This window comes from bacterium, from assembly GCA_017744355.1.
Classification (GTDB): Bacteria; Cyanobacteriota; Sericytochromatia; order S15B-MN24; family UBA4093; genus JAGIBK01.
In genome coordinates, this window is sequence record JAGIBK010000001.1 from 1,034,528 (window position 1) to 1,060,173 (window position 25,646).

At 65.7% G+C, this 25,646-nt stretch carries 23 protein-coding genes and 1 tRNA gene; 11 read left to right on the forward strand and 13 right to left on the reverse strand.

Annotated features, from left to right (window positions below):
• Window positions 1-38: 38 nt before the first annotated feature.
• The 7 genes from J7643_04920 to J7643_04950 all read right to left on the reverse strand — a co-directional run bounded on the left by J7643_04920 (window position 39) and on the right by J7643_04950 (window position 9,003).
• Entirely contained in the window at window positions 39-941 is a 903-nt protein-coding gene (locus tag J7643_04920; protein MBO9539920.1) for a hypothetical protein, read from the reverse strand.
• A gap of 77 nt (window positions 942-1,018) precedes the next feature.
• The gene (locus tag J7643_04925; protein ID MBO9539921.1) at window positions 1,019-4,414 is read right to left on the reverse strand and encodes a tetratricopeptide repeat protein; all 3,396 of its coding nucleotides are present in this window, start codon (window positions 4,412-4,414) and stop codon (window positions 1,019-1,021) included.
• Between the two features lie 112 nt (window positions 4,415-4,526).
• Complete coding sequence (gene cax / locus J7643_04930) at window positions 4,527-5,582, reverse strand: calcium/proton exchanger (protein ID MBO9539922.1); 1,056 nt, start codon at window positions 5,580-5,582, stop codon at window positions 4,527-4,529.
• Window positions 5,583-5,660: 78 nt separating this feature from the next.
• Window positions 5,661-7,118 carry an Asp-tRNA(Asn)/Glu-tRNA(Gln) amidotransferase subunit GatB gene (gatB, locus tag J7643_04935; protein MBO9539923.1) on the reverse strand — a complete coding sequence of 486 codons (1,458 nt, stop codon included), beginning with the start codon at window positions 7,116-7,118 and terminating at the stop codon, window positions 5,661-5,663.
• 12 nt (window positions 7,119-7,130) lie between these two features.
• Window positions 7,131-8,600 carry an Asp-tRNA(Asn)/Glu-tRNA(Gln) amidotransferase subunit GatA gene (gatA, locus tag J7643_04940; GenBank protein MBO9539924.1) on the reverse strand — a complete coding sequence of 490 codons (1,470 nt, stop codon included), beginning with the start codon at window positions 8,598-8,600 and terminating at the stop codon, window positions 7,131-7,133.
• A 128-nt stretch (window positions 8,601-8,728) separates the two neighbouring features.
• Complete coding sequence (locus J7643_04945; protein ID MBO9539925.1) at window positions 8,729-8,872, reverse strand: hypothetical protein; 144 nt, start codon at window positions 8,870-8,872, stop codon at window positions 8,729-8,731.
• Between the two features lie 57 nt (window positions 8,873-8,929).
• Window positions 8,930-9,003: transfer RNA gene (locus J7643_04950), tRNA-Pro, on the reverse strand.
• Window positions 9,004-9,070: 67 nt separating this feature from the next.
• On the opposite strand from J7643_04950, the gene J7643_04955 reads away from it, so the two are divergent.
• The 4 genes from J7643_04955 to J7643_04970 all read left to right on the forward strand — a co-directional run bounded on the left by J7643_04955 (window position 9,071) and on the right by J7643_04970 (window position 11,536).
• A complete protein-coding gene (locus J7643_04955) occupies window positions 9,071-9,805 on the forward strand; it encodes a ZIP family metal transporter (GenBank protein MBO9539926.1) in 735 nt (244 codons plus the stop codon).
• Window positions 9,806-9,822: 17 nt separating this feature from the next.
• The gene (locus tag J7643_04960) at window positions 9,823-10,554 is read left to right on the forward strand and encodes a hypothetical protein (GenBank protein ID MBO9539927.1); all 732 of its coding nucleotides are present in this window, start codon (window positions 9,823-9,825) and stop codon (window positions 10,552-10,554) included.
• Window positions 10,555-10,673: 119 nt separating this feature from the next.
• Complete coding sequence (locus J7643_04965) at window positions 10,674-11,009, forward strand: winged helix-turn-helix transcriptional regulator (protein MBO9539928.1); 336 nt, start codon at window positions 10,674-10,676, stop codon at window positions 11,007-11,009.
• 20 nt (window positions 11,010-11,029) lie between these two features.
• Window positions 11,030-11,536, forward strand: coding sequence for an SRPBCC family protein (locus tag J7643_04970; GenBank protein MBO9539929.1), 507 nt, complete (start codon window positions 11,030-11,032; stop codon window positions 11,534-11,536).
• A 64-nt stretch (window positions 11,537-11,600) separates the two neighbouring features.
• Here J7643_04970 and J7643_04975 read toward each other — a convergent pair whose 3' ends face one another.
• The 3 genes from J7643_04975 to J7643_04985 form a co-directional block, all read right to left on the reverse strand.
• Complete coding sequence (locus J7643_04975) at window positions 11,601-12,245, reverse strand: tetratricopeptide repeat protein (GenBank protein MBO9539930.1); 645 nt, start codon at window positions 12,243-12,245, stop codon at window positions 11,601-11,603.
• 166 nt (window positions 12,246-12,411) lie between these two features.
• Window positions 12,412-13,197: an ABC transporter ATP-binding protein gene (locus tag J7643_04980; GenBank protein MBO9539931.1), complete on the reverse strand. Its 786-nt coding sequence runs from the start codon at window positions 13,195-13,197 to the stop codon at window positions 12,412-12,414.
• Window positions 13,194-14,222, reverse strand: coding sequence for an iron ABC transporter permease (locus J7643_04985; GenBank protein ID MBO9539932.1), 1,029 nt, complete (start codon window positions 14,220-14,222; stop codon window positions 13,194-13,196). The genes J7643_04980 and J7643_04985 overlap by 4 nt, the downstream gene beginning before the upstream one ends.
• A gap of 13 nt (window positions 14,223-14,235) precedes the next feature.
• On the opposite strand from J7643_04985, the gene J7643_04990 reads away from it, so the two are divergent.
• The 4 genes from J7643_04990 (at window position 14,236) to fsa (ending at window position 16,940) form a co-directional block, all read left to right on the forward strand.
• Window positions 14,236-14,613 carry a YraN family protein gene (locus J7643_04990; protein MBO9539933.1) on the forward strand — a complete coding sequence of 126 codons (378 nt, stop codon included), beginning with the start codon at window positions 14,236-14,238 and terminating at the stop codon, window positions 14,611-14,613.
• 65 nt (window positions 14,614-14,678) lie between these two features.
• Window positions 14,679-15,563: a phosphate/phosphite/phosphonate ABC transporter substrate-binding protein gene (locus tag J7643_04995; GenBank protein MBO9539934.1), complete on the forward strand. Its 885-nt coding sequence runs from the start codon at window positions 14,679-14,681 to the stop codon at window positions 15,561-15,563.
• 149 nt (window positions 15,564-15,712) lie between these two features.
• A complete protein-coding gene (locus J7643_05000) occupies window positions 15,713-16,198 on the forward strand; it encodes a hypothetical protein (GenBank protein MBO9539935.1) in 486 nt (161 codons plus the stop codon).
• Window positions 16,199-16,289: 91 nt separating this feature from the next.
• On the forward strand, window positions 16,290-16,940 hold the full coding sequence (fsa, locus tag J7643_05005) for a fructose-6-phosphate aldolase (GenBank protein ID MBO9539936.1): 651 nt from the start codon (window positions 16,290-16,292) through the stop codon (window positions 16,938-16,940).
• A 70-nt stretch (window positions 16,941-17,010) separates the two neighbouring features.
• Here fsa and J7643_05010 read toward each other — a convergent pair whose 3' ends face one another.
• From J7643_05010 to mutT, 3 genes are all read right to left on the reverse strand, one after another.
• Entirely contained in the window at window positions 17,011-17,670 is a 660-nt protein-coding gene (locus J7643_05010; protein MBO9539937.1) for a hypothetical protein, read from the reverse strand.
• Between the two features lie 239 nt (window positions 17,671-17,909).
• Window positions 17,910-19,862 carry an acetate--CoA ligase gene (acs, locus tag J7643_05015; protein MBO9539938.1) on the reverse strand — a complete coding sequence of 651 codons (1,953 nt, stop codon included), beginning with the start codon at window positions 19,860-19,862 and terminating at the stop codon, window positions 17,910-17,912.
• Window positions 19,863-19,934: 72 nt separating this feature from the next.
• Complete coding sequence (gene mutT, locus J7643_05020) at window positions 19,935-20,318, reverse strand: 8-oxo-dGTP diphosphatase MutT (GenBank protein ID MBO9539939.1); 384 nt, start codon at window positions 20,316-20,318, stop codon at window positions 19,935-19,937.
• A gap of 114 nt (window positions 20,319-20,432) precedes the next feature.
• Between mutT and J7643_05025 the strand changes: the two genes are divergently transcribed.
• The 3 genes from J7643_05025 (at window position 20,433) to J7643_05035 (ending at window position 25,644) form a co-directional block, all read left to right on the forward strand.
• Window positions 20,433-22,370 (forward strand): alkaline phosphatase family protein, encoded by a 1,938-nt coding sequence (locus J7643_05025; protein ID MBO9539940.1) that lies wholly within the window; start codon window positions 20,433-20,435, stop codon window positions 22,368-22,370.
• An 815-nt stretch (window positions 22,371-23,185) separates the two neighbouring features.
• Window positions 23,186-24,241 (forward strand): HEAT repeat domain-containing protein, encoded by a 1,056-nt coding sequence (locus J7643_05030; GenBank protein MBO9539941.1) that lies wholly within the window; start codon window positions 23,186-23,188, stop codon window positions 24,239-24,241.
• A gap of 5 nt (window positions 24,242-24,246) precedes the next feature.
• Complete coding sequence (locus J7643_05035; protein ID MBO9539942.1) at window positions 24,247-25,644, forward strand: glycosyltransferase family 2 protein; 1,398 nt, start codon at window positions 24,247-24,249, stop codon at window positions 25,642-25,644.
• Window positions 25,645-25,646: the final 2 nt, after the last annotated feature.

Sequence of the window (25,646 nt, forward strand, 5' to 3'; positions counted from 1 at the left end):
CCCTTCCTGTACGGAAGGGAGCCGATGCCCGTGATCGGTTACTGTGGAATGCTGAAGCTGCCGGTGGCCACGTAGCCGTCCATCAGCTCCACGTCCCACTTGTCGCCGTTCTTCTTGCAGTTGAGGATGCGCTCGAAGGTGTTGTCGGCGTTCTTCTTAGCAACCCAACCCGTGCCGCTCTTGGTGTTGAGGTTCAACTTGAACGAGCCGTTGTTCGTGGTGAAGGCCTTCTCGACGGCCCAGCCCTGAGGGATGGCCTTGCCGTTGTTGCCGATGCCGATGAAGTAGTTGAACTTGAGGGGCTCCTCGGACTTGCCGGGCGCCGTGAAGAGGAACTCCTGGCTCTCGATGGCGAGCGCGAGGGGGTTCGACAGGTTCGCCGTGAGGGTCCCGCGGAACTTGGTACCCTTCAGATCCTGGAGAGGCGTCGAGGCCGTCGCGATCTCGAGGTCCAGCTCGAGGGTATTCACCACATCCGCCTTGTCGCTGCTGCCGGGAATCGTGATGGACTCGGTCGCGATATTGGCGCTGCCCGAGGCCACCAGCTTGCCGCCGAGGGCTTCGAAGTGCCCGAGGTAGTGGATCCCATTCTCATCGGTCGTCTCGGTGTAGGGACGATCGTCAGCCTGGATCATGCGCGAGAAGGCCATCGCCTTGTAAGCAAGACCCGCGGACTGCTGGAGACCGGCAGCCTGCTGAAGCGCCGAGACCGGCCCGCTGATCACCGTGCCGAAGCCGGCCGCCTGCTGCAGGGTCGCGGCCTGGGCCGTCGACAGGGCCTGCTTTTCTTGCAGGGTCAGCCCCGTGACGGGCTTGTCGGGCTCGCCCTTCTGCTGGGGGTTCCCCTTGTTGTTGTTGGCCAAGAACTGCTGCATGTCGCAGCCGGCCGAGAGCAGCGCGAGGGCGCTGCAGGCGAGCAGTGCGGGGCGGAAAGCCTTCATTTTCGACTCCTTATCGAGAGGGATGCTTGCTTTTTTGTTTCCCGAACGAAGGCTGCGTTAAACCTCCCGATCTTAGATTAAGAGGAGGCGGGCGCCATCTGGGCCAGTTGGGAGAGTTCGAAGGCGGCTCCGAGTTGCACGAACATGGCCCGGGCCTCTTCGGCGCTCTTCTGCGATCCGGCCACATCCCCCCCGGCTGCGAGCACCCGCGACAACTGCGCATGGGCGCGCGCAAGATCGAGCGGCGAATCGAGCGGTGCCATGCGTGCAATCGCCTCCTCCGCCTTGAGGCGCGCCTGATCGAGATCCCCCTCGACCAGGTGGATCTGGCTCTCGATCCGCGGCAGGACCGCAAGGGTCGCGTCATCGCCGAGCTCGACCGCGAACTTCCGCGCCTCGTTCACGAAGCTCCAGGCCTCCGCGGCCACCCCGAGATCCGCCCAGGCGCGCCCAATGGTCATGAAGACCTCGGGATAGACCTCCTTGGAGCCGAGCTCCTGGAAGATCGCAAGTGCCGCCTGCATCGCGTTCACCGCGCTCTGGCCGTCGCCCCGGCGCGAGGCGATGTCACCCAGGTTGAAGAGCACGATGCCCTCACCCATGCGCTCGCCAATCTTCTGCTTGAGGGCCAGTCCCTTGCGCAGGTGCTCTTCGGCCCCGTCCAGATCCCCTCGGTTGAGCAGCAGGGTGCCGTGGTTGTTGTGGACCAAGCTGATGTAGTAGAGGTCGCCTATCCGCTCGTAGGCCAGCAGCGCCCGCCGGTAGAAGTCGTCGGCCTCCTGCCACTCGCCCAGGTTGGAATGGATGTTGGCAAGGCTGTTGTAGCAGGTCGCCTGGCCGGTGATGTCCTTGCAGGCCTCCCGGAACTCCAGCGAAAGACGGGTGTGCATGATGGCGCGCACCGAGTCGCCCCGGCGGTTGTAGCAGATGCCCAGATACGAATGGGCCTGACCGAGCTCGCGATCCAGGCCGGTGCCCTCCAGCAGGTCGAGGGCCTCCATGCAGAGCTGGATGCACTCCTCGATCTGACCCAGGCGGTACTTGGCGTAGCCCATCTTCGAGAGCAAGGGGGCGCGTTCCAGCTTCGCCGCGACGGGCAGGACGTCGTGCCCCTGCGTGAAGCTGTCGAGGGCCGCCTGGTACTCTCCCTTGCGCTCCAGGGCATCCCCCTGGGTGCGCAGGACGTTCGCCCGTGCGCTCGGGGTCGGCGCGAGCGAGAGCGCCTCGCCAAGCGAGATAAAGGCCTGGTCGTACTGGCTCAGCGAGGTCAGGACCTGACCCAACAGCCAGTGGACCTCCCACTTGGCCGGAGTCTCCAGCTCCTCCACCTGCTGCATGACCTGGACGGCACGCTCCAGGTCGGCGCGCGCGCGCGAAAGGTCGAAGAAGGCGAACGAGCGCTTGGCCGAGAGGAACAGGTACTTCAGGCCCGGCGCGTGCTGGTCCGCGAGCAGGAAGTGGTGCGCCAAGAGGTGGGCGTTCTCCTCCAGCTGACCTGCGAAGAGGGCTTCGAGGGCGCGGCCGGTACGGCCGTGCAGCTCCTTGCGGCTGCTGAGCAAGAGGCTGTGGTAGGCCACTTCCTGAATCAGGGGCTGGGTGAAGGCGAAGTCACCCTGCGAGTTCTGGTACAAGAAGCCCATGCGGCACAGGTCCTGCAGCGAGTGCAGGTTGTCGGTGACCCGCTTGCCTACCTGCTCGATGATCCCCAGCGAGAAGGTCCGCCCCAGGAGGGCGCCGACCTGCAAGAGGCCCTTGTGGGAGCGACCCAGGCGATCGAGGCGAGACGCGACCGCTCCGTGAATGGTGCTCGGCAGGCGAATATCGGCCTCGGCCATCATCAGGGTCCAGGTGCCGTCGGCGCCCTGGGCGATCGCCTTGCCGTCGATCAGGGACGTGATGAGCTCGTGCAGGTAGAAGGGGTTGCCCGCCGCGCGCTCAAGGACCTGGCGGACCAGGGGGGCGAGTGGCGCCTCGCCGCCAATGGCCTCGGCAGAGGTGTGCAGGATGGCGGCTGCGATCGCGAGGCTCTCGTCATCGCCGAAGGGGCTGAGCTGGATGTCGAGCAGCCCATGCTTCCAGGCATCCAAGGGGATTCGGCTCGCCTCGGTGCGCTGCTGGCACAGGATCATGACCTTGGCGGAACCCGCCTGCTGACCCAAGGCCTGCAAGAAGGCCTTGAACCATTCGAGCGACGCCTCGTCCGCCCACTGCAAATCCTCGAGCGAGAGCAAGAGGGGCCCCGCATCGGCGAGGCGCAGCAGGACGCCGTTGAGGGCCGCCAGGGCCGCGTTACGGCGCTGCTCCTGCGACAGGGAGGCGAGCTCGGCGTCGGTGGGCTCCAGCCCCAGGAAGGCCCCCAGACGATCGGCGAGGCGATCGCCCTCGTCCGGAGCGATGCGCATGCACCATTCACCCAGGCGTCGGCGAAGCTCGGCGGTCGAGGTGGTCGGCGGCGCATCCAGCCAGTAGTGGATCAGGTTGGTGACCAGGCCGAACGACGCGGTGCTGGTGTAAGACTGGCAGCGCGCCCGGATGGTGGTCGGAGCGGGCGTGCAGCGCTGCTGCACGAACTGGGAGACCAGGCGTGACTTGCCCATCCCCGCCTCGCCGTTGACCACCACGAGCTGGGCCTTGCCTTCGCTCGCGTCATGCCAGGCCTGAGCCAGCTGCTCGATCTCGTGCCGACGGCCGACGAAGGCGCCGCGCTCGCGGCCGCTCTCGGCCTTGTGACGAGGGGCGACCACCTCGTAGGCCTCGACCGGGGCGCTGCGGCCCTTGACGGTCACGGAGGGCATGGCCTGGAATTCGAAAGCGCTCGACGCCAAACGATAGGTCTCGTGGCTGACCAGCGCCTTGCCGGGACGGGCCGCGGCCTCCATGTTCTGCGCGAGGTTGACCGTCTCGCCCATGACCGTGTAGTCGCGCTTCTGCTCGCCGCCGACCGCGCCGGCGACCACCAGGCCCGTGTGAATCCCGATCCGGACGCGCAGGGTGATGCCGGTGCGCTCTTCGAGCTTGGCGGCAAAGGCCTTGGCGGCCTCCTGCATCTCGTAGGCGGCATGTACCGCCCGCTCCGGGTCGTCCTCGTGAGCGATGGGGGCGCCGAAGAGGGCCATGATCGCATCGCCGATGTACTTGTCGACCACCCCGCCGAAGCGGTAGATGGGCTCGGTGAGCACCTCGAAGAACTGGTTGACGATCTCGGTGACTTGCTGCGGGTCGAGCTTCTCGCTCATGGCGGTGAAGCCCGACACGTCGGTGAAGAGCACCGTCACCACGCGGCGATCGCCCGCATTGGCAGTGGCCTGGGGCCGTGCTGCGCCGCTCAGCTGGACGCCGCATTGGGTGCAGAACTTGCTGTCGAGCCGGCAGAGGGCCTGGCAGGCGCCGCAGGGAATGCCGAGCTTCTTCCCGCACTGGGTACAGAACTTGGCGTCGGGCCTGACAGACGCCTCACAATGCGTACAGTTCAAGGTTTCGTGCCTCTTCGAGGGGGCGCAGACCCCGGGCTCGCAAGGACCGGCAGGCAGCTTCCGCCGGTGTCAGTATACCACGGGGGCAGTCGGGCCTAGCGCCCTCAATGGTCTAGGGATGGAAGAAGAAGGCGAGCCCCAGGATGCCGTAAGCAGCGAGCAGTTGCACCCCCTCGAACCAGTTGGACTCGCCGTCCTGAGCGATCATGTTCGCGATCGCGACCGCAATACCGATGGCGACCAGCTCAAAGGTGTTGAAGTGCAGGGTCAGGGGCTGACCGATGGCCCAGCCCGCGAGCACCAGGATCGGCGCGATCAAGAGCGCGATCTGCAGGCTCGACCCCACGGCGATCCCGAGCGACAGGTCCATCTTGTTCTTCATGGCGACGGTCACCGCCGTCAGGTGCTCGGCGGCGTTCCCGATGAGCGGGATCAAGATGACGCCGATGAAAAGCTCCGAGAGGCCCCACTTGTGGGTCACGGCCTCGATGGAGCCGACCAGGAACTCGCTCTCCATGGCGACCAGGGCGGTGGCCACCAGCAAGAGGGCGATCGCCTTGGGCTGGGAGAGGGTCGGCTCCTCGACGCCCTCGCCGTGGCTACTGCCGTCGTAGAGGTGCGAGTGGGTCTTTAGCGAGAAGACCAGGCTCAGGGCGTAGACGACCAAGAGAAGAATCGCCACCCAGTGCGATAGGTTCTGGACCCCCGGGGTCGCGAGCGTCACCGGCGAGGTGTAGACGAAGGCGGCCGGGATGAGGAGCGAGGCCACCGCGAGGGTCAGCATGGCCGCGTTGGCGCCTGCCACCGTGCGGTTGAAGCGCTGTTCCTTGTGTTTGAGGCCGCCCAGGAAGACCGAGAGGCCGAGGACCAGCAGGAGGTTGCCCAGGATCGAGCCCGTGATGGAGGCCTGGACCACCTGGATCAGCCCCTTCTGGAGGGCGATGAAAGCGATGATCAGCTCGACCGCGTTACCAAAGGTCGCATTCAAGAGGCCCCCGATGCCCTGACCCGCCTTCATGGCGATTTCTTCGGTCGCGTAGCCCATCAGCTTCGCGAGCGGCACGATGGCAAGGCAGCTGGTGATGAAGACGACGGTCGGATCCCAGTGCAGCAGCTCGGCAACGACGCTGATCGGGATGAAGACCAAGAGCAGGTAGAGATATTTCATGAAAGAAGCTCCGAACAGGGCGAAATGGGGCGAAAGAAAGCCCCCCCGTAGTCGGAGGGGCTTGTTTGAAAAGTGATGCTAGGCCTTGAAGCTCGCGAGCTCCTCGGCCATCAGGCGGTTGACCGCATCCGGCTTGGCGCGGCCCTGGGTCTGGCGCATGACCTGTCCGACCAGGTAGCCGATGACCTTGACCTTACCCGCCTGATACTCCGCCACCTGCGACGGATGGGCCGCGAGGACGGCGCGGATGGCCTCGACGATGGCGCTGTCGTCCGAGATCTGGGTCAGGCCCATCTCCTGAACGAGCGCCTCGGGATCCTTGCCCGACTTGAGCATCTCGCCGACCAGGGACTTCGCGATCTTGCCGCTGATCACGTCGGCGTCGATCAGCTCCACCAGCTTGCGCAGCTGGGCGGGCTTCACGGGCAGCTCCGCAAGCGCGAGCTTGTTGGCGTTGAGGTAGGCCGCCACGTCGCCCATCAGCCAGTTGGCGATGGCCTTGGGGTTGGGACTGCCCTCGATGGCCTCATCGAAGTAGCGCGCAAGGTCCAGGTTGTCCGTGAGCACCCCCGCGTCGTAGGCAGGAAGCCCCACGACCTCCTGGTAACGCGTCCGACGCGCGGCGGGCAGCTCGGGCAGCTTAGCCCGCACCCGCTCGACCACCTCGCGGGGAATCACGAGATCCGAGAGGTCCGGATCGGGGAAGTAGCGGTAATCGTGGGCCTCTTCCTTGGAACGCATGGAGAGGGTCACGCCCCGCTCCTCGCTCCAGGTGCGGGTCTCCTGCACGACGCGGCCGCCCTCGTCGAGGACCTTGGCCTGACGCTCGATCTCGTACTCCAGCGCCTTCTGGACCGCCCGGAACGAGTTCATGTTCTTGAGCTCGGTGCGGGTGCCGAAAGCCTCGGTGCCGACCGGGCGCAGCGACACGTTCACGTCGCAGCGCAGGGAGCCTTCCTCCATCTTGCCGTCGGTGATCCCGATGGTCACGAGGATGTTGCGCAGCTCCTGCATGTAAAGGCGCGCCTCTTCGGGGGTGCGCATGTCGGGATCCGACACGATCTCGCACAGGGGCACGCCCGCGCGGTTGAGATCGACCAGCGAGTAGGTCGAGCCCGAGAGGTTCGCCGCCCCCTGGTGGACCAGCTTGCCGGCGTCCTCCTCCATGTGGAGGCGGGTGATGCCGATGCGCTTGACGCCCTCCGAGGTCTCGATCTCGAGCCAGCCTTTCTCCACGATGGGCTTGTCGTACTGGGAGATCTGGTAGCCCTTGGGCAGGTCGGGATAGAAGTAATTCTTGCGATCAAACTTGGAGGTCTCGGCGATGTGGCCGTTGAGGGCGACGCCGGCGCGGATCGCGTACTCCAGCACCTTCCGGTTGAGCACCGGCAGGGCGCCGGGCAGGCCGAGACAGACAGGGCAAACGTGCGAGTTGGGCTCGCCACCGAACTTGGCCGGGCAACCGCAGAAGATCTTGGTTTCGGTGGAGAGCTCGACGTGGACCTCGAGGCCGATGACCGCTTCGTACTTGGACATTGGGAGCTTCTCCTACTTGGCCGCCAAGAGCTCGGGGCGCCGGGTGTGGAACGAGGTGGCCTGCTCGAAGGCGTAGGCCGCCCGGTAGAGCATCCCTTCGGAGAGGGCGGGACCCTGGAGCTGCAAGCCGATGGGCAGCCCCTTGCCGTCGAAGCCGCACGGGATCGAGAGGGCGGGAATGCCCGCGAGGTTCGCAAGCACGGTGGCAATGTCGCTCAGGTACATCTCGAGCGGATCGCTGGTCTTCTCGCCGAGCTTGAAGGCCGTCGAAGGGGTGGTCGGACCGATGATCAGGTCGTACTGAGCAAAGGCCCGGTCGTAATCCTCGCGGATCTTGGTGCGGACCTGCTGGGCCTTCTTGTAGTAAGCGTCGTAGTAGCCGCTCGAAAGGGCATAGGTCCCCAGCATGATCCGACGCTTGACCTCGGTCCCGAAGGCCTCGGCGCGGGTCCTGAGGTAGAGCTGCATGAGGTCCTCGGCCTCTTCGCGCACGGTGTACTTGACCCCGTCGTAGCGCGCGAGGTTCGAGCTGGCCTCGGCGGTCGCCACCAGGTAGTAGGCGGCAATGCCGTGCTTGCTCGTCGGCAGGCTGACGCTCTCGACCACCGCCCCGAGGCCCTCGAAGACCTTGGTGGCTGCCTCGACGGCCGAGCGGACCTCGGGCGAAGCCCCATCGCCCATCAGCTCGGAGATGACGCCGATGCGCATCCCCTTGACCTCGCCCGTCAGGTAGTTGGCGTAGATCTCTTCGGGCTGATCGATCGAGGTGGAGTCCAGGGGGTCGTGGCCCGCGAGGACGCCGAGCATCAGGGCGTTGTCCCGCACGTCGCGGGTCATGGGGCCCACCTGGTCGAGGCTCGACGCGAAGGCCACCAGGCCGTAGCGCGAGACCAGGCCGTAAGTAGGCTTCATGCCCACGATGCCGCAGAAGGCGGCGGGCTGGCGAATGGAGCCGCCGGTGTCACTGCCCGTCGCAAGAGGCACCATGCCCGCCGCCACGGCCGCGGCCGAGCCGCCCGACGAGCCGCCCGGCACCGTGCCGAGATCCCACGGGTTGCGGGTCTTCTTGAAGGCCGAATTCTCGGTGGAGGAGCCCATGGCGAACTCGTCCATGTTGAGCTTGCCGAGCGAGATGAGGCCCGCTTCGCGCATCTTCGCGACCACGGTCGCGTCGTAGGGCGGCACGTAGCGCTCGAGCATGCGGCTGGCGCAGGTGGTGACGACGCCCTTGGTGTTGAGATTGTCCTTGATGCCCATGGGCACGCCGGCCAGGGGGTGCAGGGCCTCGCCAGCCATGCGGGCCTGGTCGATGGCCGCGGCCTGGGCGAGGGCCTCGTCGCGCGTCACGGTGAGGAAGGCGCCGATCTGCTGATCGACGGCATCGATCCGCGCAAAGGCGCTGTTGACGACATCGACGGCCGAGACTTCGCGCGCCCTGAGGCGCTCCGAGAGCTGAGCCGCGGTGAGATCGTGAAGCTGCAAGGGGGTTCTCCTCGGGGCAGAAAAGGGTCGTTCATGAAGGCGGCCAACATGGGGCCACGAAGGCTCCCATGCTACCGGATTTCACGACGAAACGGTACTCCCGAGATGAAGGATCGAAGTGGGATCGCTCAGTGACGCCCGACGCGGCGACGGCGCGCAGGGGTCCGGCGCAAGGGCTGGACGCGTCCGGTCCGACGAGGGCGGTAGGGCTCGAGATCAGCGGTCCCGATCCAGATCAATAGCAGACACGCAAGGGCGAAGGCGAGCTTCAAGCGGTGCCTCCTGGCAAAAAAGAAAGAGGGGGGACGCGCCCCCCTCGTATTCTGTAGTCGGGACGACAGGATTCGAACCTGCGACCCCCTCGTCCCGAACGAGGTGCGCTACCAAGCTGCGCTACGTCCCGATTTGATGTTAAGATACCACGATTCCAAGCTTAAGACAACCAGCTAATCAGAAAGAAATCCACCGGCATGACCTCTTCACTCGCCAACACCCTGGTCTACAGCACGCTCGCCGGTCTCGGCAGCATGATCGGCGCCGCCCTCGTCCTCAAGGGTGAAGGCTGGCTCCGTCAGTTCCTCCCTCTGGTCATCAGCTTCGCGGCGGGCACCCTGCTCGGCGTCGCCTTCTTCGACCTCTTGCCCGAAGCCCAGGAGATGACCACCCGCAACATCTTCCCCTGGGTGTTGGGCAGCTTCATCGCCTTCTACTTCCTCGAAAACTTGTTGCACTACCACAGCCACCACCACGTGGGGCACCACCACCCCATGGGCCTGGTGGCCTTCCTGGGGATGACCTTCCACTCCTTGATCGACGGGATCATCATCGGCGTGGGCTTCGAGGTCAGCCCCGCCCTCGGCTTCGTCACCACCATGGGCCTCTTGGCCCACGAGCTGCCCCAGGGCATCGCCGTCACCTCGATCCTGCTCCATGCGGGCTACAGCAAGAGCCGCGCGATCGCCTACGCGGGCCTTGTGGCACTGGCGACCCCCGTCGGCGCGGTCGGTACCTCGCTGGTGACCCGCGGCCTGCAACCCGAGAGCGTCGGCATCCTGCTTGCGATCGCTTCGGGCAGCTTCCTCTACGTGGCGGCCTCGGACCTCATCCCCGAGAGCCACGCGGCGAAGCACGCCCTCACCGGAGTCCTGCTCCTCATGGGCGTCGCCTTCGTCTACGGCATCGTCCAGCTCTTCCACGCCCACTGAGCTTGAGGAGGTCCTGCATGAACCGCCGCATCGCATTTCCCATCCTGATGGTCACGCTGCTCTGCGCCGCCCCCGGCCGGGCGGCGGATGACGTGAACGCCCTGGTCGCCCGCGCAGGCGAGGTCTTCGCCCGCGATGTCAAGGGCGTCCTCGGCTTTCGCCAGATCACCGACAACAAGCTCAAGGCCTCGATCCTGAACCAGCACACCCACACCGAGTCCTGGCAGGTCAGCAAGGACGGCGTCCCGCAGCAGGTCCGGATCCTGCTCATGCAGCGCGACGGCAAGCCGGTCAAGGCGAGCGAAATGAGCGAGGAGGAGCGCAAGATCAACGAGGCCAATCGGCAGGCAAAGTCCTTGCCGAAATTGCCCTTCGATCCGCGCCACATGGACGCGTACGCCTTCACCGACGGGGGCCCCTGCACGGACTGTGAGCCCGGCACGCGCCTCGTGCGCTTCACCAGCTCCCTCAAGGACGAGCAGCACGGTACAGGCACCATGCGCATCGACGCCCGTTACCGCATCACGGCCTTCGACTTCACCCCCAACGCGCTTCCGGCCAACGTGAACGAGGGGCGCCTGCGCTTCGTGCGCGCCGAGGTGCTCCCCGGGACGTTCGCCACTCGCACGATCGAAGGCGACTTCAAGGGGGGCCAGGCCTTCGTGCGGGGCACCGTCAAGCTCGAAGAGCGGCGTGAAGGCTACCAGCGCTTCAAGAGCCTCGAAGAGGCCCTCAACTACCAGCCCTGACCCACACGCTTCCCAGTTACGCCTCGGGCGCGAGCAATTTCTGCTCGCGCCCGAGGCGTTTTGCGGGCTTGATCTTATATTTGCCTTTTGTTATATAACAATCAAGCAATGGAGGTGACGTGGACGTCTTTACGGCCGTGGCGGATCCGACCCGCCGACAAGTCCTGGACCTGCTCTTGCTGCGTGAACACGCCGCAGGGGAGCTGGTCGATGCTTTCCCGGGCCTGAGCCAGCCGGCCATGTCGCGGCACCTGCGGGTGCTGCGCGAGGTGGGGCTCATCCAGGTCCGTGCGGACGCGCAGCGACGGCTGTACTCGCTTCGTCCGGAGGCCCTCGCCGAGCTCCACGCCTGGATCTCGCGCTACCGGGTGTTCTGGGCGCAGAGCCTGGATGCCCTGGGCGCGCACCTCGACGCCATGCCCTCAATCCCCCCTCGACAGGAGAGCGAACTGTGACCCAACCTCCCGCGCAGCCGATGCACCCCGCCGGCCAGGTCGATATCGACGGCGATACCGCCACCCTGCGTTTCGAGCGCACCTACCCCCATCCCCCCGAGAAGGTCTGGGCGGCGCTGACCGATCCTGAGCAGCTCGGCGCCTGGTTCATGACCAAGGCGACGATCGATGGCCGTCCTGGTGGTTCGGTCGAGATGATCTCGGGCCCGGCCCAGTTCCACTGGACCGGCCCCATCCTGGAGTGGGATCCGCCCCGCCGCTATTCGTACGAGTGGAACCTGCCGCCGCACCCGCACGTCCCGAACGGCGAGGCCTCCATCGTCACCTGGGAGCTCTTCCCCGAAGGGCAGGGCACCCGGCTCAAGCTGACCCACCAGAAACTCACCACCGGCACGGCGCTGGGCTTCGCCCCTGGCACCCACGCCTTCCTCGATCGCCTGGGCGCTCAGCTCGACGGCGCGGCGCTGCCCAACTGGATGCACCGCTACGAAGAGGTCAAGCACGCCTATCCGGCCTGGAGCCGCTAGACGACTTCCCATCACACGACGAGGGGCGCCGGCATCGGCGCCCCTCGTCGCTTCAAGAAAGAGGTTACGGGTTGAGGCCGCGCATGCGCATGGCGGTGGCGGTCTCCATGACCCCCTCGGCCATCTTGCCCTGGCGCATGTAGGCCTGCCCGATCAGGAAGTGGGCGACGGCGTTGTCCTCGACGGTGATGGCCTGGCGCCAGTGCTCGATGGCCTTGTCCAGGTCGCCCCCCTCGGCGATCAGGTAGCCCAGGTAGTTGTAACCCCAGACGTACTTGGGGTCGTGCGTGATGATCGCTTCGAAGGCTTGCCGGGCGAGCGCCTTACTCTGGGCCCCCTCTACAGAGTTGGGGTCCGTCTGCTGAAGGTTCCAGCCCTTGAAGTAGTAGCCGAACGCCAGCCGGAAGAAGGCCTCCACGTTCTGCTTGTTCTGGTCCACCAGGGGCTTGTACTTGGCGATGACCTTGTCGGCGTAGGTCGGGTCCAGCTCGATGACCTTCTTGAGGGACGCGTAACCGCTCTCGAGCTTGACGGTGCGCGCGAGGCCCATGGCCAGGTCGAAGTGCGCATCCGGGCTCTTGGGGTCCAAGTCGACGCGGCGCTGGAGCTCTTCGAGCTCGGCGCGGGAAGTGTCCACGGCCCAAGCGGCAGGGGCTGCGAAGGTGAGGGCCGCCAGGGCGACCGCCGTGATGATACGTGCCTTGAGCATTGGGCGAAGTCCTTTCTCACGCGGAGGTTGCGCGCTTTACGACCCATGGACGAAACGAGACCTCGGGTGGTTCCCATCAGGATAGGGGAAATGCGCGTAGGCGCCAAGCAACGGATCGGCTCCTACGGGAATGTGCCCGGAAGCCGTTTCAAAGATACGGGACAGGCTACGCTTCGGTTAGGCGCGGCAGGACGTAGGGGGCGCCTGTTTCCGGGTGGCGCTGGACCAGCACCGGCACGCCAAACGCGTCGAGGATCGCCGAAGGGGTCAGGGTCTCGTGGGGGGCGCCATCCTGGGCGAGGCGGCCGTGGTGCAAGAGCAAGAGCCGCGAGCAGAACTGGGCCGCGTGGTTCAGGTCGTGCAGCACCGCGACGGCGGCGATCCGGCGCGTGCGCGCGAGATCCGAGACCCGCTTGAGCAGATCGAGCTGGAAGCGCAGGTCGGCCCAGGCGGTCGGCTCATCGAGCAAGAGGACCTCGGGCTCCTGGGCGAGCGCCTGCGCGAGCCTCACCCGCTGCTGTTCGCCGCCCGAGAGAGAGCCCATTCTTCGGTTGGCCCAGTCGCTGACCGCCACCGCCGCCATGGCCTCCTGCACGACCTCGCGATCGCGCTCCTCGTCGCCCCAGCCCCAGGCCCCATGGTGCGGGTGGCGGCCGAAGGCGACGACCTCGCGCACGGTGAAGTCCCGATCATCCGGGGGATGCTGGGGCAGGTGCGCGAGCTTGCGACCGAGGGCCTGGGCCTTGTAACGCCCAAGCTCCAGGCCGGCGAGTTCCACGTTGCCCGCCATAGGCGCGATCGCCCCCGAGAGGACCTTGAGCAGGGTCGACTTGCCCGCACCGTTCGGGCCCAGAAGGCCAACGAACTCGCCCGGCTCCACCTTGAACGAAACCCCCGAGAAAGCCGGCCGGCCGTAGCCCGCGCTGAGGTCGTTGACGGCGATCGCGCTCATGCCCGGCGCTCCTTGAGGATCAGGTAGAGGAAGAAGGGCGCACCGAAAAGGGCCGTCAGCACCCCGACCGGAACCTCGGTCGGGGCCCAGGCCGTGCGGGCCACCAGGTCCGAGAGCACCAGGAGAATCGCCCCCATCAAGCAGGCCACGGGCAGGGCACGGCGCAGGTCGGGCCCGACCAAGAGCCGCGCCAGGTGCGGCACCACGAGGCCCACGAAGCCGATCATCCCCGAGGCCGAGACCACCGCGGCCGTGGTCAGGGATGCCCCCGCAAGCAGCAGGCGCTGACAGCGGACCACGTCCACCCCGAGGCTACGCGCCCGCTCGGGCCCCAGCTGCATGACGTTGAGGTGGCGCAGCTGGGTGACGAGGATGCCGAAACCGACCGCAAGATAGGGCAGCATCTGGAAGAGCTCCTCCCAGCCGCGCCCCGAAAAGCCCCCGAGCATCCAGAAGTAGAGGGTCGCAATCGAGTCCGCATGCCAGAAGGTCAACATGCTCAGGCACGCCGTCAGGAAGGCCCCCAGCGCCACGCCCACCAGCAACACCCGCTCGATTGAGGCCGCCCCGCCCTGGCCCGCGAGGGCGTAGACCAGGCCCACCGCCAAAAGCGAGCCCGCGAAGGCGAAGAGGGGCACGGCGTTCGCCCCGAAGGGCAAGTGCGAACCGAAGACGATGGCGATCCCCGCCCCGAGGGCCCCGCCCGCCGAAACGCCGATCAGGTAAGGGTCCGCAAGCGGGTTGCGCAAGAGCGCTTGCCAGGTCGTCCCCGAGGCGGCAAGCCCGAAGCCCGCGGCGATCGCGAGCAGCACCCGCGGCAGGCGCACATCGTAGAGGATCACCCCTGCGGTCGTATCCTTCGCTCGCAGGGTGATAAAATCGATCCACGATATCGTTGCAACATCAACACTCCCCCAGCGCAGGCCGAGGACGGCCGCGACGAGGAGCAGCACGAGCAAGCCGGGCAGCGCGAGGGGGCGAAGGGCGGTCGCGAAGGCGCGAGCCGAAGGGGCAGACTTGGTCAATGAGGGGTCAGACATGGCCAAAAAAACCGAAAGCGGCCGCATGGCGCTGGGCCGCATGGGGGAAGCCCTCGCAGCGAGTCATCTCGAGCGCGAAGGCTACGCGATTGTAGCACGCAACGCCCGCACCCGATGGGGCGAGCTGGACCTGGTGGCGCGCGACGGTGGCGCGTGGGTCTTCGTCGAGGTCAAAACCCGGCGCGGCGCGCGCTTCGGGTTCGGGGCCGAAGCCGTGACCTATGCCAAGCAGCGCAAGATCATTCGCATGGCTCAGATCTTCCTGGCGCAGCGCGCGCTCTGGGACGTGGCGATCCGCTTCGATGTCATCGAGGTGACCCTCGAAGAGGCCGACCCGCCAAAGATCCGGCACCTGGTCGGTGCCTTCGGCGCTTGATCAAGTGACGGATTGGCAGCCGGGTGGGTAGAATACCTCGGGACGCTCGCTCAAAAGGATTCACGATGAACAAGCTCATAGCCGGCGCACTCGGCGCCCTTTGCCTCTCGGTTGCAGCCCTTCCGTCGCATGCCTACACCCCTCAGGTCCTGCGAGTGGGCTTCACCCCCTGGGAGAACCCCCAGGACATGGCCAAGACCGCCGGGCCCATCGTCGATATTCTCACGAAGGCCACCGGCATGAGGGTCCAGCCCTTCCTGTCGTCGGACTACGCCGGGGTCATCAACGCCATGCAGGTGGGCAAGGTCGACGTGGCCTTCTTCCCGCCTGGCGCTTACGTCATGGCCGAGAAGAACGCCGGGGCCCAGGTGATCCTCAAGTCCCAGTTCAACGGCCGCGCCCTCTACTACGCCGCAATCTTCACCCGCAAGGACTCGCCCATCAAGACCATCCAGGACCTCAAAGGCAAGACCATGGCCTTCGTGGACCCCACCAGCACCTCGGGCGGGATCTACCCCCGGGTCATGCTCATGAACGCGGGCCTCAACCCGGACCGCGACCTGAAGCGGGTCATCTACGCCGGCGGCCACGACGCGGCGGTGCTCGCCGTGGTGCGCGGCAAGGTGGACGCCGGGGCCGCCTACGCCAATGACCCCCAGGGCGTGCAGAGCGCCTGGAACGTCATGCTCAAGGACCCCAAGGAGCGCGAGAAGATCCGCCTGATCGCGGTCTCCAAGCCCATCCCCGCCGACAACATCTCGGTGCGCAAGGGCCTCTCCCCCAAGATCACGGCCTCCATCAAGAAGGCCTTCCTCGATATGTCGGCCACCCCCGAGGGCCGCGCCCGGATCAAGGAAATCTACCAGGTGGACGGCTTCGTCCCGGCCGAGCCCGCCGACTACGCCTCGGTGCGCGAGGCCTTCAGCAAGGTCGGCCTCAGCTTCAAGTAGGCACTCATCCTTCGCCGCCCTACCGCATGCCGGTGGGGCGGCTTTTACGTGCCGAGCAGAAACCAAGCTGAACCCAAACTTAAAACGTTCTTTACCGAGTTCCGGCCCCCCCGCCCGATAACCCCCTTGGCTCACCCAAGGAGGTTCCCATGCGGATTTCACGGATTTGCTCGCTGCTGATGGTCGCTTCTGCGCTCGCCTTTGCCGTCAACGGCTGCGGCGGTGGCGCGACCCTGATCGATCCCGAAGCCGTGAACAGCAGCAAGCAGCTTCGCACGACGGACCCCACGGCCCCCGTGGTCGTCGCGGCCACCCCGGCCCCGACCCCGGCGCCCGTCTCCGACGCCTTCCTCACGGCCACCGTGACCAACATCAAGAAGCCTACCCTGGGCCTCGGCAAGCTGGCCGCCACCGTCGAAGTGACGAACCCCTCGAACATCGCCCTGACCGGCACCGTCAAGGTTGTCTTCATCAACAACCAGCAGCCCTCGGGCGAGCCCCAGAGCCGCACCGTCACCGTCCAGCCCAAGGGCAAGGAAACCATCACCTTCACCGGCACCAGCTGGTTCCTCGACAGCGCTCAGGCCGAGGTCACCACGCAGCGCACCTCGGGCGGCTACGCCGGCACCTACTAGTTTCTAACTTGCTCGCCTTTCGCGCGCCCCTTCGGCTACAATGGAAGCCGAGGGGGCGCATTGTCGCGCCATGCCCATTAACGGAGGAAGCATGAAGTTCTTTCTTGATACCGCGAACATCGACGAGATCCGCGAAGCCGCCAGCTGGGGGCAAATCGACGGGGTCACCACCAACCCGAGCCTGATCGCCAAGGAAGGCCGCGACTTCAAGCAGGTCATCAACGAGATCTGCGCCATCGTCGACGGTCCCATCAGCGCCGAGGCCATCAGCCTGGACGCCGAGGGGATGATCCGCGAGGGCCGCGAGTTCGCCAAGTGGCACCCCAACGTGGTCGTCAAGCTGCCCATGACCATCGAGGGCCTCAAGGCCGCCAAGGTCTTCAAGGCCGAGGGCATCAAGACCAACGTCACCCTCGTCTTCTCCGCCAACCAGGCGCTGCTTGCCGCTCGCGCCGGCGCGACCTACATCTCGCCCTTCGTCGGCCGCCTGGATGACGAAGGTCAGGACGGCATGAGCCTCATCGCCGAGATCGTCGAGGTCTTCTCCAACTACGACTTCGACACCCAGATCCTCGTCGCCTCGATCCGTCACCCCATGCACGTGACGGACGCCGCCAAGCTGGGCGCCGACGTCTGCACCATGCCCTACAAGGTCCTCAAGCAGATGTTCCACCACCCGCTGACGGACGTGGGCATCGAGAAGTTCCTGGCCGACTGGAAGAAGACCGCCCAGGCGGTCTAACCCCTGATTCGCTCAGACGAGGGGCCGGGTGGCAATTGCCACCCGGCCCCTCGTCTCTATGGCGCTGCCATCAGGCTCTCGGCAGCAAGAGCATGCTGATGGTCGCGATCACGAGCACCCCTAGCGCCAGGGCGTTGAAGGCGAGGTGCCCGAAAACCGAGGCGAAGCGGGGGGCAATCCCCGCGAAAAAGAGCACCATGGCGAAGAAGACCGTCAAGAGCACGAAGCGATCGCTGATGCGGTTCGCCCGCTGCGCCTCTTGGACCTGCTGGTCGGCCAGCGCGTTGAGCCTTGCCGACTCTTTGCTCTGGGCGATGGAATAGGCCGGCATCCCGAACGGGGTAGCGGGCGCATTCGGATTGACGAGCGGCTTGGTGGCATTCCAGGCGTCTACCGCGTGTCGCATCTCCGGGCGAAAGCGATGGTAGAGGAAGGTCGCGAGATCGTGGTTGCCCTCGCTGATGGCCGCCGCGTAGTGCACGAACACCCCGACGTCCGAGGCCTGGATCTGCTGGGCCTGCACGCTGAGAAGGGAGGCCTTGGCCCGGGTCTGCCCGGCCGCGCTGTAGTGGTTGATCATATCACCGCTCCAGAGATTGGATTGATAGGCGCACCAGGCCGAGAGGGCGGTGGCGAGGGCCAAGGCAAAAGCGACCCCCGCGTCGATGAGGCCGCTCCAGCGGGCGAGCCGCTGCTCTTTGGGCCGGTGAGACGAGAAATCGAGCGGCATGGCAGTCCCTCATTCCCTGTTTACGAACCGCCATGGTAAGCGCCCGGCTCTCCTGCGTCTGCGGTCGTTTGCGACGACGCCAGCAGCGCCCTTCGTCGACTCTTCCAAGAGAGGGACTGGGGGCAAACGAAGATATGAATCGAGCGCCCAGGGCCGACAGGACTGGGCGCAATTGAAAGCAGAGCCGCCTCCACCCTGGGTGGAAGCGGCTCTGCTTTCGTGACGAAGGGCTATTCGGGCTAATCCTGGTCTTCGCGCAGTTTGGCGAGCACCGAGTAGTCCTCGAGGGTCGTCGTGTCACCCGCCGCATCGCGGCCCGCGGCGATGTCGCGCAACAGGCGACGCATGATCTTGCCCGAACGGGTCTTGGGCAGGGCGTCGGTGAAGCGAATGTCGTCCGGCTTCGCGATCGCCCCGATCTCCTTGGCGACGTGCTCGCGCAGGGCCGCCTTGAGCGCATCGGACGGGTTCTGGCCACTCTGGAGGGTGACGAAGGCGGCGATGCCGGTGCCCTTGATCTCGTCGGGACGCCCGACCACCGCGGCCTCGGCGACCGTCGGATGGCTGACCAGCGCGCTCTCGACCTCCATGGTGCCCAGGCGGTGGCCCGAGACGTTGATCACGTCGTCCACCCGGCCCATGATCCAGAAGTAACCGTCCTTGTCCCGGCGCGCGCCGTCACCGGCGAAGTACATGCCAGGGATCTCGGACCAGTAGGTCTTCTGGAAGCGCTCGGGGTCACCCCAGATGGTCCGGACCATCGAAGGCCAGGGGCGCTTGACCACCAGGTACCCGCCCTGGTTGGCGCCGACCGAGTTGCCCTCCTTGTCCACCACGTCCACGGCGATGCCAGGGAAGGGAAGGGTCGCCGTGCCGGGCTTGGTGGGGGTGGCCCCCGGCATGGGGGTGATCATGATGGATCCCGTCTCGGTCTGCCACCAGGTGTCCACGATGGGGCAGCGATCGTGGCCGATGACCGAGCGGTACCACATCCAGGCTTCGGGATTGATCGGCTCGCCCACCGAGCCCAACAGGCGCAGCGTGGAGAGCTTGTGCTTGCTGGGCCACTGCTCGCCCGCCTTGATGAAGGCGCGAATGGCGGTGGGGGCGGTGTAGAGGATCGAGATGCCGTAGCGATCGATCATCTCCCAGAAGCGATCGGGAGACGGCGTCATGGGGGCGCCCTCGTACATGAAAACCGTCGCGCCGTTGGCGAGCGGGCCGTAAACCACGTAGGAGTGGCCCGTCACCCAGCCCACATCGGCGGTGCACCAGAAGATGTCGTCGTCCTTGAGGTCGAAGACCCACTTGCTGGTGAGCGCGGTCCCCAGGAGGTAGCCGCCCGTCGTGTGGACGACGCCCTTGGGCTTACCGGTGGTGCCCGAGGTGTAGAGGATGAAGAGGGGATGCTCCGAGTCGAGCGGCACGGCGGGCACGTCGCACGAGGCGAACTCCATCAACTCGTGGTACCAGTGGTCGCGGCCGGGGAGCATGGGGATCTCGTCGCCCGAGCGCTTGAGGACCACCACGTGCTTCACGCTCGGGGTATGGGGCAGGGCCGCGTCGATGTTGGCCTTGAGGGGGACCACCGACCCGCGCCGGTAGAAGCCGTCGGCCGTCACGACCAGCTTGGCCTGGGCGTCGTTGACGCGGTCCTTGATGGCCTCGCTCGAGAAGCCGCCGAAGATGACCGAGTGGGTCGCCCCGATGCGGGCGCAGGCGAGCATGGCGACCGCCGCTTCGGGCACCATCGGCATGTAGATGGCGACGCGATCACCCGTCCGAACCCCCAAGGAGAGCAGGACGCTCGCGAACTTGCAGACCTCGTGGTGCAGCTGCTGGTAGGTGAGGGTGCGGCGATCGCCGGGCTCGCCCTCCCAGATGAGGGCCGCCTTGTTGCGGCGCCAGGTCGTCAGGTGACGGTCCAGGCAGTTGTAGGAAGCGTTGAGAGTACCACCCACGAACCACTTGGCGAAGGGCGCCTGCCAGTCGAGGACTTTGTCCCAGGGCTTGAACCAGTGCAGCTCGCGCTGGGCGTGCGCCGCCCAGTAGGCCTCGGGATCGGCCTCAGCCTCGGCGACAAGGGCCAGGTACTGCTCCATGGAGCCAACGTGTGCCTGCGCGCTGAACGCCTCGTCCGGGGGAAAGCGGCGATCCTCCTGAAGCAGGCTAGTGATGTCCGTGGTCGTCATGATGGCCCTCCGTCGTGATGTTGCAACGATCAGTTGCGCACATCATACCACTCCACGGAGGGATCAAACGGCTCAGGCGAGGCTTGTCCGGAGGCGCGCGACCAGGGGCACATCGGCAGGGGCGAAGACGTAATCGTCGAGTTCGGCGGCACTCACCCAGGCGAGGGCATGGCACTCGATCGCCTGGGGCTCGCCCGAGACGAGAGTGGCCCAGTAGCAGGTCAGATGGATGCGGCGGCCGCCGTAGTCGTGCAGCACGTCGCCGAAGCGCGCACCGACCGAAATCTCGGCGGCGAGCTCCTCGCGGATCTCGCGGGCGAGGCATGCTTCGGGGGCCTCGCCGGGCTCCACCTTGCCGCCGGGGAACTCCCACAAGAGGGCCTCGTGCTTGCCCGGGGGCCGCTGGGCGATGAGGACGCGATCGCCGCGCCGGATGATGGCGCCGACCACTTCGATGGCTGGGGTCAAGAGAGCCTCCCTCGTGCAGGATCCGCCCCCTCACTGTAACGTGCGCTACTTAAGCCTGCAAGGAAGTGCTAGAATCGCAACGCACCCACCAGGAGGACACTCATGCGCCGTCGCATCCCCCTCGTCACCCTTGCCGCGCTCTCCCTGACGCTCGCGGGCACCATCCCGGCGCGCGCCGCCGATCCCGCCAAGGTCGTGCTCATCTCCCTCGACGGTGGCGGCGAGCGCTTCCTCGAAAAGCTGGTGGCCTCCGGCAAGATGCCGAACCTTGCGGCCATCAAGCGCAACGGCGTCCAGGCGGATTACGCCCTCACCAACTACCCCAGCAAGACGGCAGCAGGCCACGCCTCGCTCTGGACAGGCGCCTACGGCAACATCAGCGGCATCACGGGCAACGAGATCCCCCTGCAACCCGCCCACGCGTACACCATCCTGGAGCACCAGCGCGGCTTCGAGAGCACCGCGCTCTTGGCCGAGCCCCTCTGGGTCGCCGCGGCGCGCGCGGGCAAGCGGACCCTGGCCGTCCAGGCCACCCACCTGACGCCTTTCGAGACCTACGGCCCCAAGGGGCGCTTCGGCGGGGCGGACGCCGAGCGCATGACCTTCTTCGACGGCTACACCGGCAAGATCGCCCCCGAGTGGGTCCTGGACTCGACGGCCTCCTTCAAGCCCGCCGTCGGCTGGAAGGACCTGCCCGTCAGCCGCGAGGCCCCCTACGAGATCGCGCTGCCGGTCGGCCCCACCACGCTCTACGGCGTGATCTACAACGACCCGACCGACCCGGTCCAGGGCTACGACACCCTGCAGATCCGGCCCAGCAAGGACAGCGCGCGCGGAGCGGTGCTGGTCAAGGCCGGCGCCCCCAACATGGGATCGACCGAGCAGTTCAGCCTTCCTGTCCCGGTGAGCGTGGGCAACGTCACCCCCACCGTGCGCTTCAGGCTCTTCGAGCTTTCGCCCAACGGCGCCTCGCTGCTCCTCTATCGCACGCCGCTGGCCATGGACAACAGCAACCGGCCCGAGCTCGCCGCGGAGTGGGCCCAACGCACCGGCGGCTTCGTGCCCAAGGGGGCCGAGGACCTCTACGCACATGGCAAGCTTGGCCCCACCCTGATTGACGGCGGCACGGGCCTTGCCGAAGAGCGCCTGCTCGAAACCATCCGCCTTGCCATGGAGAGCCGGATCGCCAAGCTTCGCCACGGCGCCAAGGCCTATCCCTGGGATCTGCTCGTCAACTACGTTCCCTACCCCGATAGCGTCGAGCACATGTGGTACGGGCTCGCCGACAGCACCAGCACGGCCTACCGCCCCGACGTGGGGCCCAAGTTCTGGACCTACATGGAGACGGTCGCGGGCTACGTGGACGAGTTCCTGGGGGCGGCCCGCCAGGTGGCGGGCGATCGCGGCGTGATCGCCGTGGTCAGCGACCACGGCATGGAAGGGCTCTCGCGCGACTTCTTGCCGAACGTCGCCCTGCGCAAGGCGGGGCTCTTGGCCGTGGACGCCAACGGCAAGGTGGACCTCTCGCGGACCAAGGCCATGTACCCGCCGAGCGACGGGGCCTGCGTGGTCATCAACTCGGTACGTCGCAAGGGCGGGATCGTAAAGCCAGAAGAAGAGGCCGCCGTCCTCGAACAGGTCATCACGACCCTGCGCGAGGCGCGGGATCCCAAGAGCAACCGGCCGATCGTGACGGGCTTCTACCCCACCCGTGAGGCCGATCCCGCGCTCGGCCTCGGCGGCCCGAACGGCGGCGACCTCTACCTGGACCTGATGCCCGGTGTGTACTTCAGCGCGGCCCACCAGGGCGACGCGCTCTTCGTGGACCGTCACCCGTTCGCAAGCGGCGGCCACGTCTTCAACCCGAGCCGAGCCTCCATGCACGCCGTCTGCTACATGGCGGGCCCCGGCCTGAAGAAGGGCGTCATGCTCCCCCCCATCCGGACCATCGACGTGGCGCCGACGCTTGCCAAGCTCATGGGCATCCCCGCTCCGGCCCAGGCGACGGGCAGGGTCCTTACCGAGGCACTCTCGAACTAAGGCTAAAGGGATCCAGAAGGTGACTGATAATCACTAGAGCGACGGTTTTAGTTCAACACGCGGAACTAGAAGCCGAAGGGTCTCGGGAAATCCCGTGACCCTTCGGCTTTTGAAGCCTCGGCCTTGTTACAAGCGGCTTACTCACGCCCGCCTGGTGCTTGTTGGGCGCAAACGTGAGCCGCTTTGCTTTGCACATTCCGATTGCGACCAGCAGCGCTGGGTCACCAGCAACCACCGGTGATCCAGCGCTGCTGTAGTTCGTTGAGAGCATCGAATAACCGCGATTTTTATGCGTTCAACAACACAAGACGCCTTTCGGGGGTCTTAGCACATGGTTCCTCCCTCCTTGGTTTGAGAGGCGAGGAGTTTTGTGGCGCTAAGGAGTTTTTAATACTGACGCACTATATTTTCTTCTGCGTGATAATCGGAGCGAAATTTCCGAGGGGGAAAATCACCCGGTGGAAACCCCCTTCAAATGCAACGATAGCTGAGCATTCAGCAGAAGAGAATCGACGGATAAACGACAAGTTGCTCTCACAAGGCAAGAAAGCACCGGGGGAGTTGGACGATTTCGATGCGCGAACAAATTGAACGAGCGACGCTCACCTATGCCCCGTTCGGTCTCGGGATCATTTTGCTACTGCCGGTGACAAGCCTCGCAGCAAGGGCCGTGACTGAACCCGAACTCGGTACAAGCCACGATCTCCTTTCGCTCGTACCCTGCGATCGCCACTGGTTGCTCCCTGCCTGGGCGCTCGCCGCCGAGTGCAGCTGGACGGAAGAGGGGCAACTCTATCAACATCGGGGGATCCGCCATGCGCTTCGTCACCTTGGCTGATCCGCAGTTATGGTTCGCCTTCGACGCGGGGCTTCTCTCCTTCGGCCTCGTCCTGCTGCTTGCGTTCACCCTGGCGGTCCTGCGCCTACGTCTGCTCCTGGCTAGCCGTCGACGCCGGCGCTTTCTGAACCGCTGGCGCCCCTTGATCATGCGGCACCTCGTGGGATTGTCCGTTGATTTCCCCCCCATGATGCCCGCGGACTGGCATACCTTCTTCGCTTACTGGAACTACTTGCACGAGTCTTTGCGTGGCGACGCGAAGGGGCGCCTCAACCAAGTGGCCCGCGCGGTGGGGGCGGATCGTGAAGCACGGCGGATGCTCAGAAGCAGAGGCGTTCGCGATCGCCTCATGGCCACCCTCACGCTCGGCAACCTGCGCGAGCCCTCGGCATGGAAGGAACTCGACTCCTTCGTAACCAGCGACAACAGCTTCTTGGCGCTGACGGCGATGCGTGCCTTGGTCCAGATCGACTCCAAGGCTGCAATTCCCATCCTGCTCTCCCAGCTCAACCGTCGCAAACACTGGTCGCTCACCAAGATCGCGCGCATGCTCCGCGAAGCGGGCGAAGAGGCATTCGTCGAGCCCCTGCTCGAAGCCGCATCGCTCGCGCCCAGGGAATCGGCGTCGCGCTTGATCCACCTGCTGACGGCCCTTCACTGCACCGCTGCGCTGCCCGACATCCGCCAACTACTCGCGACCACGACCGACGCAGGGATCATCGTCGACTGTTTGACGATGATGAGCGCCGAGTCCGACCGACCACTTGTCCGCAGGCACCTCGCCCACGACTCGGGAACGGTCCGGGCCCAGGCGGCACTCGCGCTGGGACGGATTGGAATCCCCGGAGACGAAATTCCGCTCGTCGCATTGCTTGACGATCCCGACTGGTGGGTCCGCTATCGTGCCGCCCAGGCCCTTGCCGAGTTACCTTTCCTTGAGCGGCACGCGCTGGAACTCCTTCAAGCCGATCTGCGCGATCCAGACTCGCGAAACATTGTTGGGCAGGTCCTCGCAGAAAGGGACGCGGCGTGAGCTTCCTGCTGTCTGCGCTCGCCACGGCCATTCAAACAGTGGTCATCTGGTACTTCGTCGGGCTGAACGTCTGCTATCTGGTGCTGAACCTCCTTGCACTTCACAAGTTGAACCGGACCGAGCAGCGTCGTGACCTCGACGAGTTGCCGCCTCTTTTCTTGGGGCTCGAGCCTCCGATCAGCATCCTGGTGCCTGCCTACAACGAAGCGCTTATCATTACCACGACCGTTCGCTCGCTGCTCCAGCTCAACTACTCGGAGTACGAGATCCTCATCGTCAACGATGGATCGGGGGATGGCACCCTGGAGGAGCTCACCCGCGAATTTGCCTTGCAGCCCTTTCCTGAGGCCTTCCACGATGTTCTGAAGACCCGGCCGGTCCGCGGGGTCTATCATTCGAAAACGCATCCCAAGATTCGCGTCATCGACAAGGAGAACGGCGGCAAGGCAGATGCCTTGAATTCAGGGATCAACTTGGCCCGCTACCCGCTGTTCTGCGTAGTAGACGCCGACTCCATCCTGCAGCGCGACAGCCTGCAACGCGTGGTGCAACCGTTCATCGAGGATCCGGCGACCGTCGCTGCCGGCGGCACGATCCGGATCGCGAACGGCTGCAAGGTGGAAAGCGGCTTTCTCGCGAAGCCGGGCCTGCCGCGCAATTACCTGGCCCGGTTCCAGGTGATCGAGTACCTTCGCGCGTTCCTCTTCGGGCGCCTCGGCTGGGCCTCGCTCAATGCCTTGATGATCGTCTCCGGCGCCTTCGGTCTATTCAACAAGGATCGGGTTGTCGAGGCCGGGGGCTATCGCACCGACTCCATCGGAGAGGACATGGAGCTTATCGTGCGCCTGCACCGGAAGCTGAAATTGGCGGGAATCCCTTACCGCATCACCTTCCTCCCCGATCCGCTCTGCTGGACTGAGGTTCCCGAAGACCTAAAGACCCTGAAGAACCAACGGATACGCTGGCAGCGAGGTCTCGGCGAGAGCCTGCTGAATAATCGCCAGCTCCTATTTCACCCCAAGGCCGGCGCCATCGGATGGATAGCCTTCCCATTCCTCCTCTTTTTCGAGTGGCTGGGGCCGGTGATCGAACTCACCGGCGCGGCCTTCATGGTCGTTGGCTTCTGGCAGGGGACCATCTCCTACGTGGCGCTTGGCGTTTACCTCTTCGTGTCGTTGGGCCTCGGCATCTTACTGTCCGTGAACGCCATCCTGCTGGAGGAGATCTCTTTCCACCTCTACCCTAGCTTCCTGCACCTCCTGATTCTGATGGGGTTCATCCTGGCGGAGAGCCTTGGCTATCGCCAGCTGAACCTGGTATGGCGCCTGATGGGCATCTTCCAGTTCCTGGTGGGAAACAGGGCGAAGTGGGGCGAGATGAAGCGGCGCGGTAGCTGGACCTAGGG

What these genes read in the sequence shown, in the direction of transcription:
- J7643_04920 (MBO9539920.1), bottom strand. Translation starts at nt 941, where the DNA reads ATGAAGGCTTTCCGCCCCGCACTGCTCGCCTGCAGCGCCCTCGCGCTG.
- cax (MBO9539922.1), bottom strand. Translation starts at nt 5,582, where the DNA reads ATGAAATATCTCTACCTGCTCTTGGTCTTCATCCCGATCAGCGTCGTT.
- gatB (MBO9539923.1), bottom strand. Translation starts at nt 7,118, where the DNA reads ATGTCCAAGTACGAAGCGGTCATCGGCCTCGAGGTCCACGTCGAGCTC.
- J7643_04955 (MBO9539926.1), top strand. Translation starts at nt 9,071, where the DNA reads ATGACCTCTTCACTCGCCAACACCCTGGTCTACAGCACGCTCGCCGGT.
- J7643_04960 (MBO9539927.1), top strand. Translation starts at nt 9,823, where the DNA reads ATGAACCGCCGCATCGCATTTCCCATCCTGATGGTCACGCTGCTCTGC.
- J7643_04970 (MBO9539929.1), top strand. Translation starts at nt 11,030, where the DNA reads ATGCACCCCGCCGGCCAGGTCGATATCGACGGCGATACCGCCACCCTG.
- J7643_04975 (MBO9539930.1), bottom strand. Translation starts at nt 12,245, where the DNA reads ATGCTCAAGGCACGTATCATCACGGCGGTCGCCCTGGCGGCCCTCACC.
- J7643_04980 (MBO9539931.1), bottom strand. Translation starts at nt 13,197, where the DNA reads ATGAGCGCGATCGCCGTCAACGACCTCAGCGCGGGCTACGGCCGGCCG.
- J7643_04990 (MBO9539933.1), top strand. Translation starts at nt 14,236, where the DNA reads ATGGCCAAAAAAACCGAAAGCGGCCGCATGGCGCTGGGCCGCATGGGG.
- J7643_04995 (MBO9539934.1), top strand. Translation starts at nt 14,679, where the DNA reads ATGAACAAGCTCATAGCCGGCGCACTCGGCGCCCTTTGCCTCTCGGTT.
- J7643_05000 (MBO9539935.1), top strand. Translation starts at nt 15,713, where the DNA reads ATGCGGATTTCACGGATTTGCTCGCTGCTGATGGTCGCTTCTGCGCTC.
- fsa (MBO9539936.1), top strand. Translation starts at nt 16,290, where the DNA reads ATGAAGTTCTTTCTTGATACCGCGAACATCGACGAGATCCGCGAAGCC.
- J7643_05010 (MBO9539937.1), bottom strand. Translation starts at nt 17,670, where the DNA reads ATGCCGCTCGATTTCTCGTCTCACCGGCCCAAAGAGCAGCGGCTCGCC.
- acs (MBO9539938.1), bottom strand. Translation starts at nt 19,862, where the DNA reads ATGACGACCACGGACATCACTAGCCTGCTTCAGGAGGATCGCCGCTTT.
- J7643_05025 (MBO9539940.1), top strand. Translation starts at nt 20,433, where the DNA reads ATGCGCCGTCGCATCCCCCTCGTCACCCTTGCCGCGCTCTCCCTGACG.
- J7643_05030 (MBO9539941.1), top strand. Translation starts at nt 23,186, where the DNA reads ATGCGCTTCGTCACCTTGGCTGATCCGCAGTTATGGTTCGCCTTCGAC.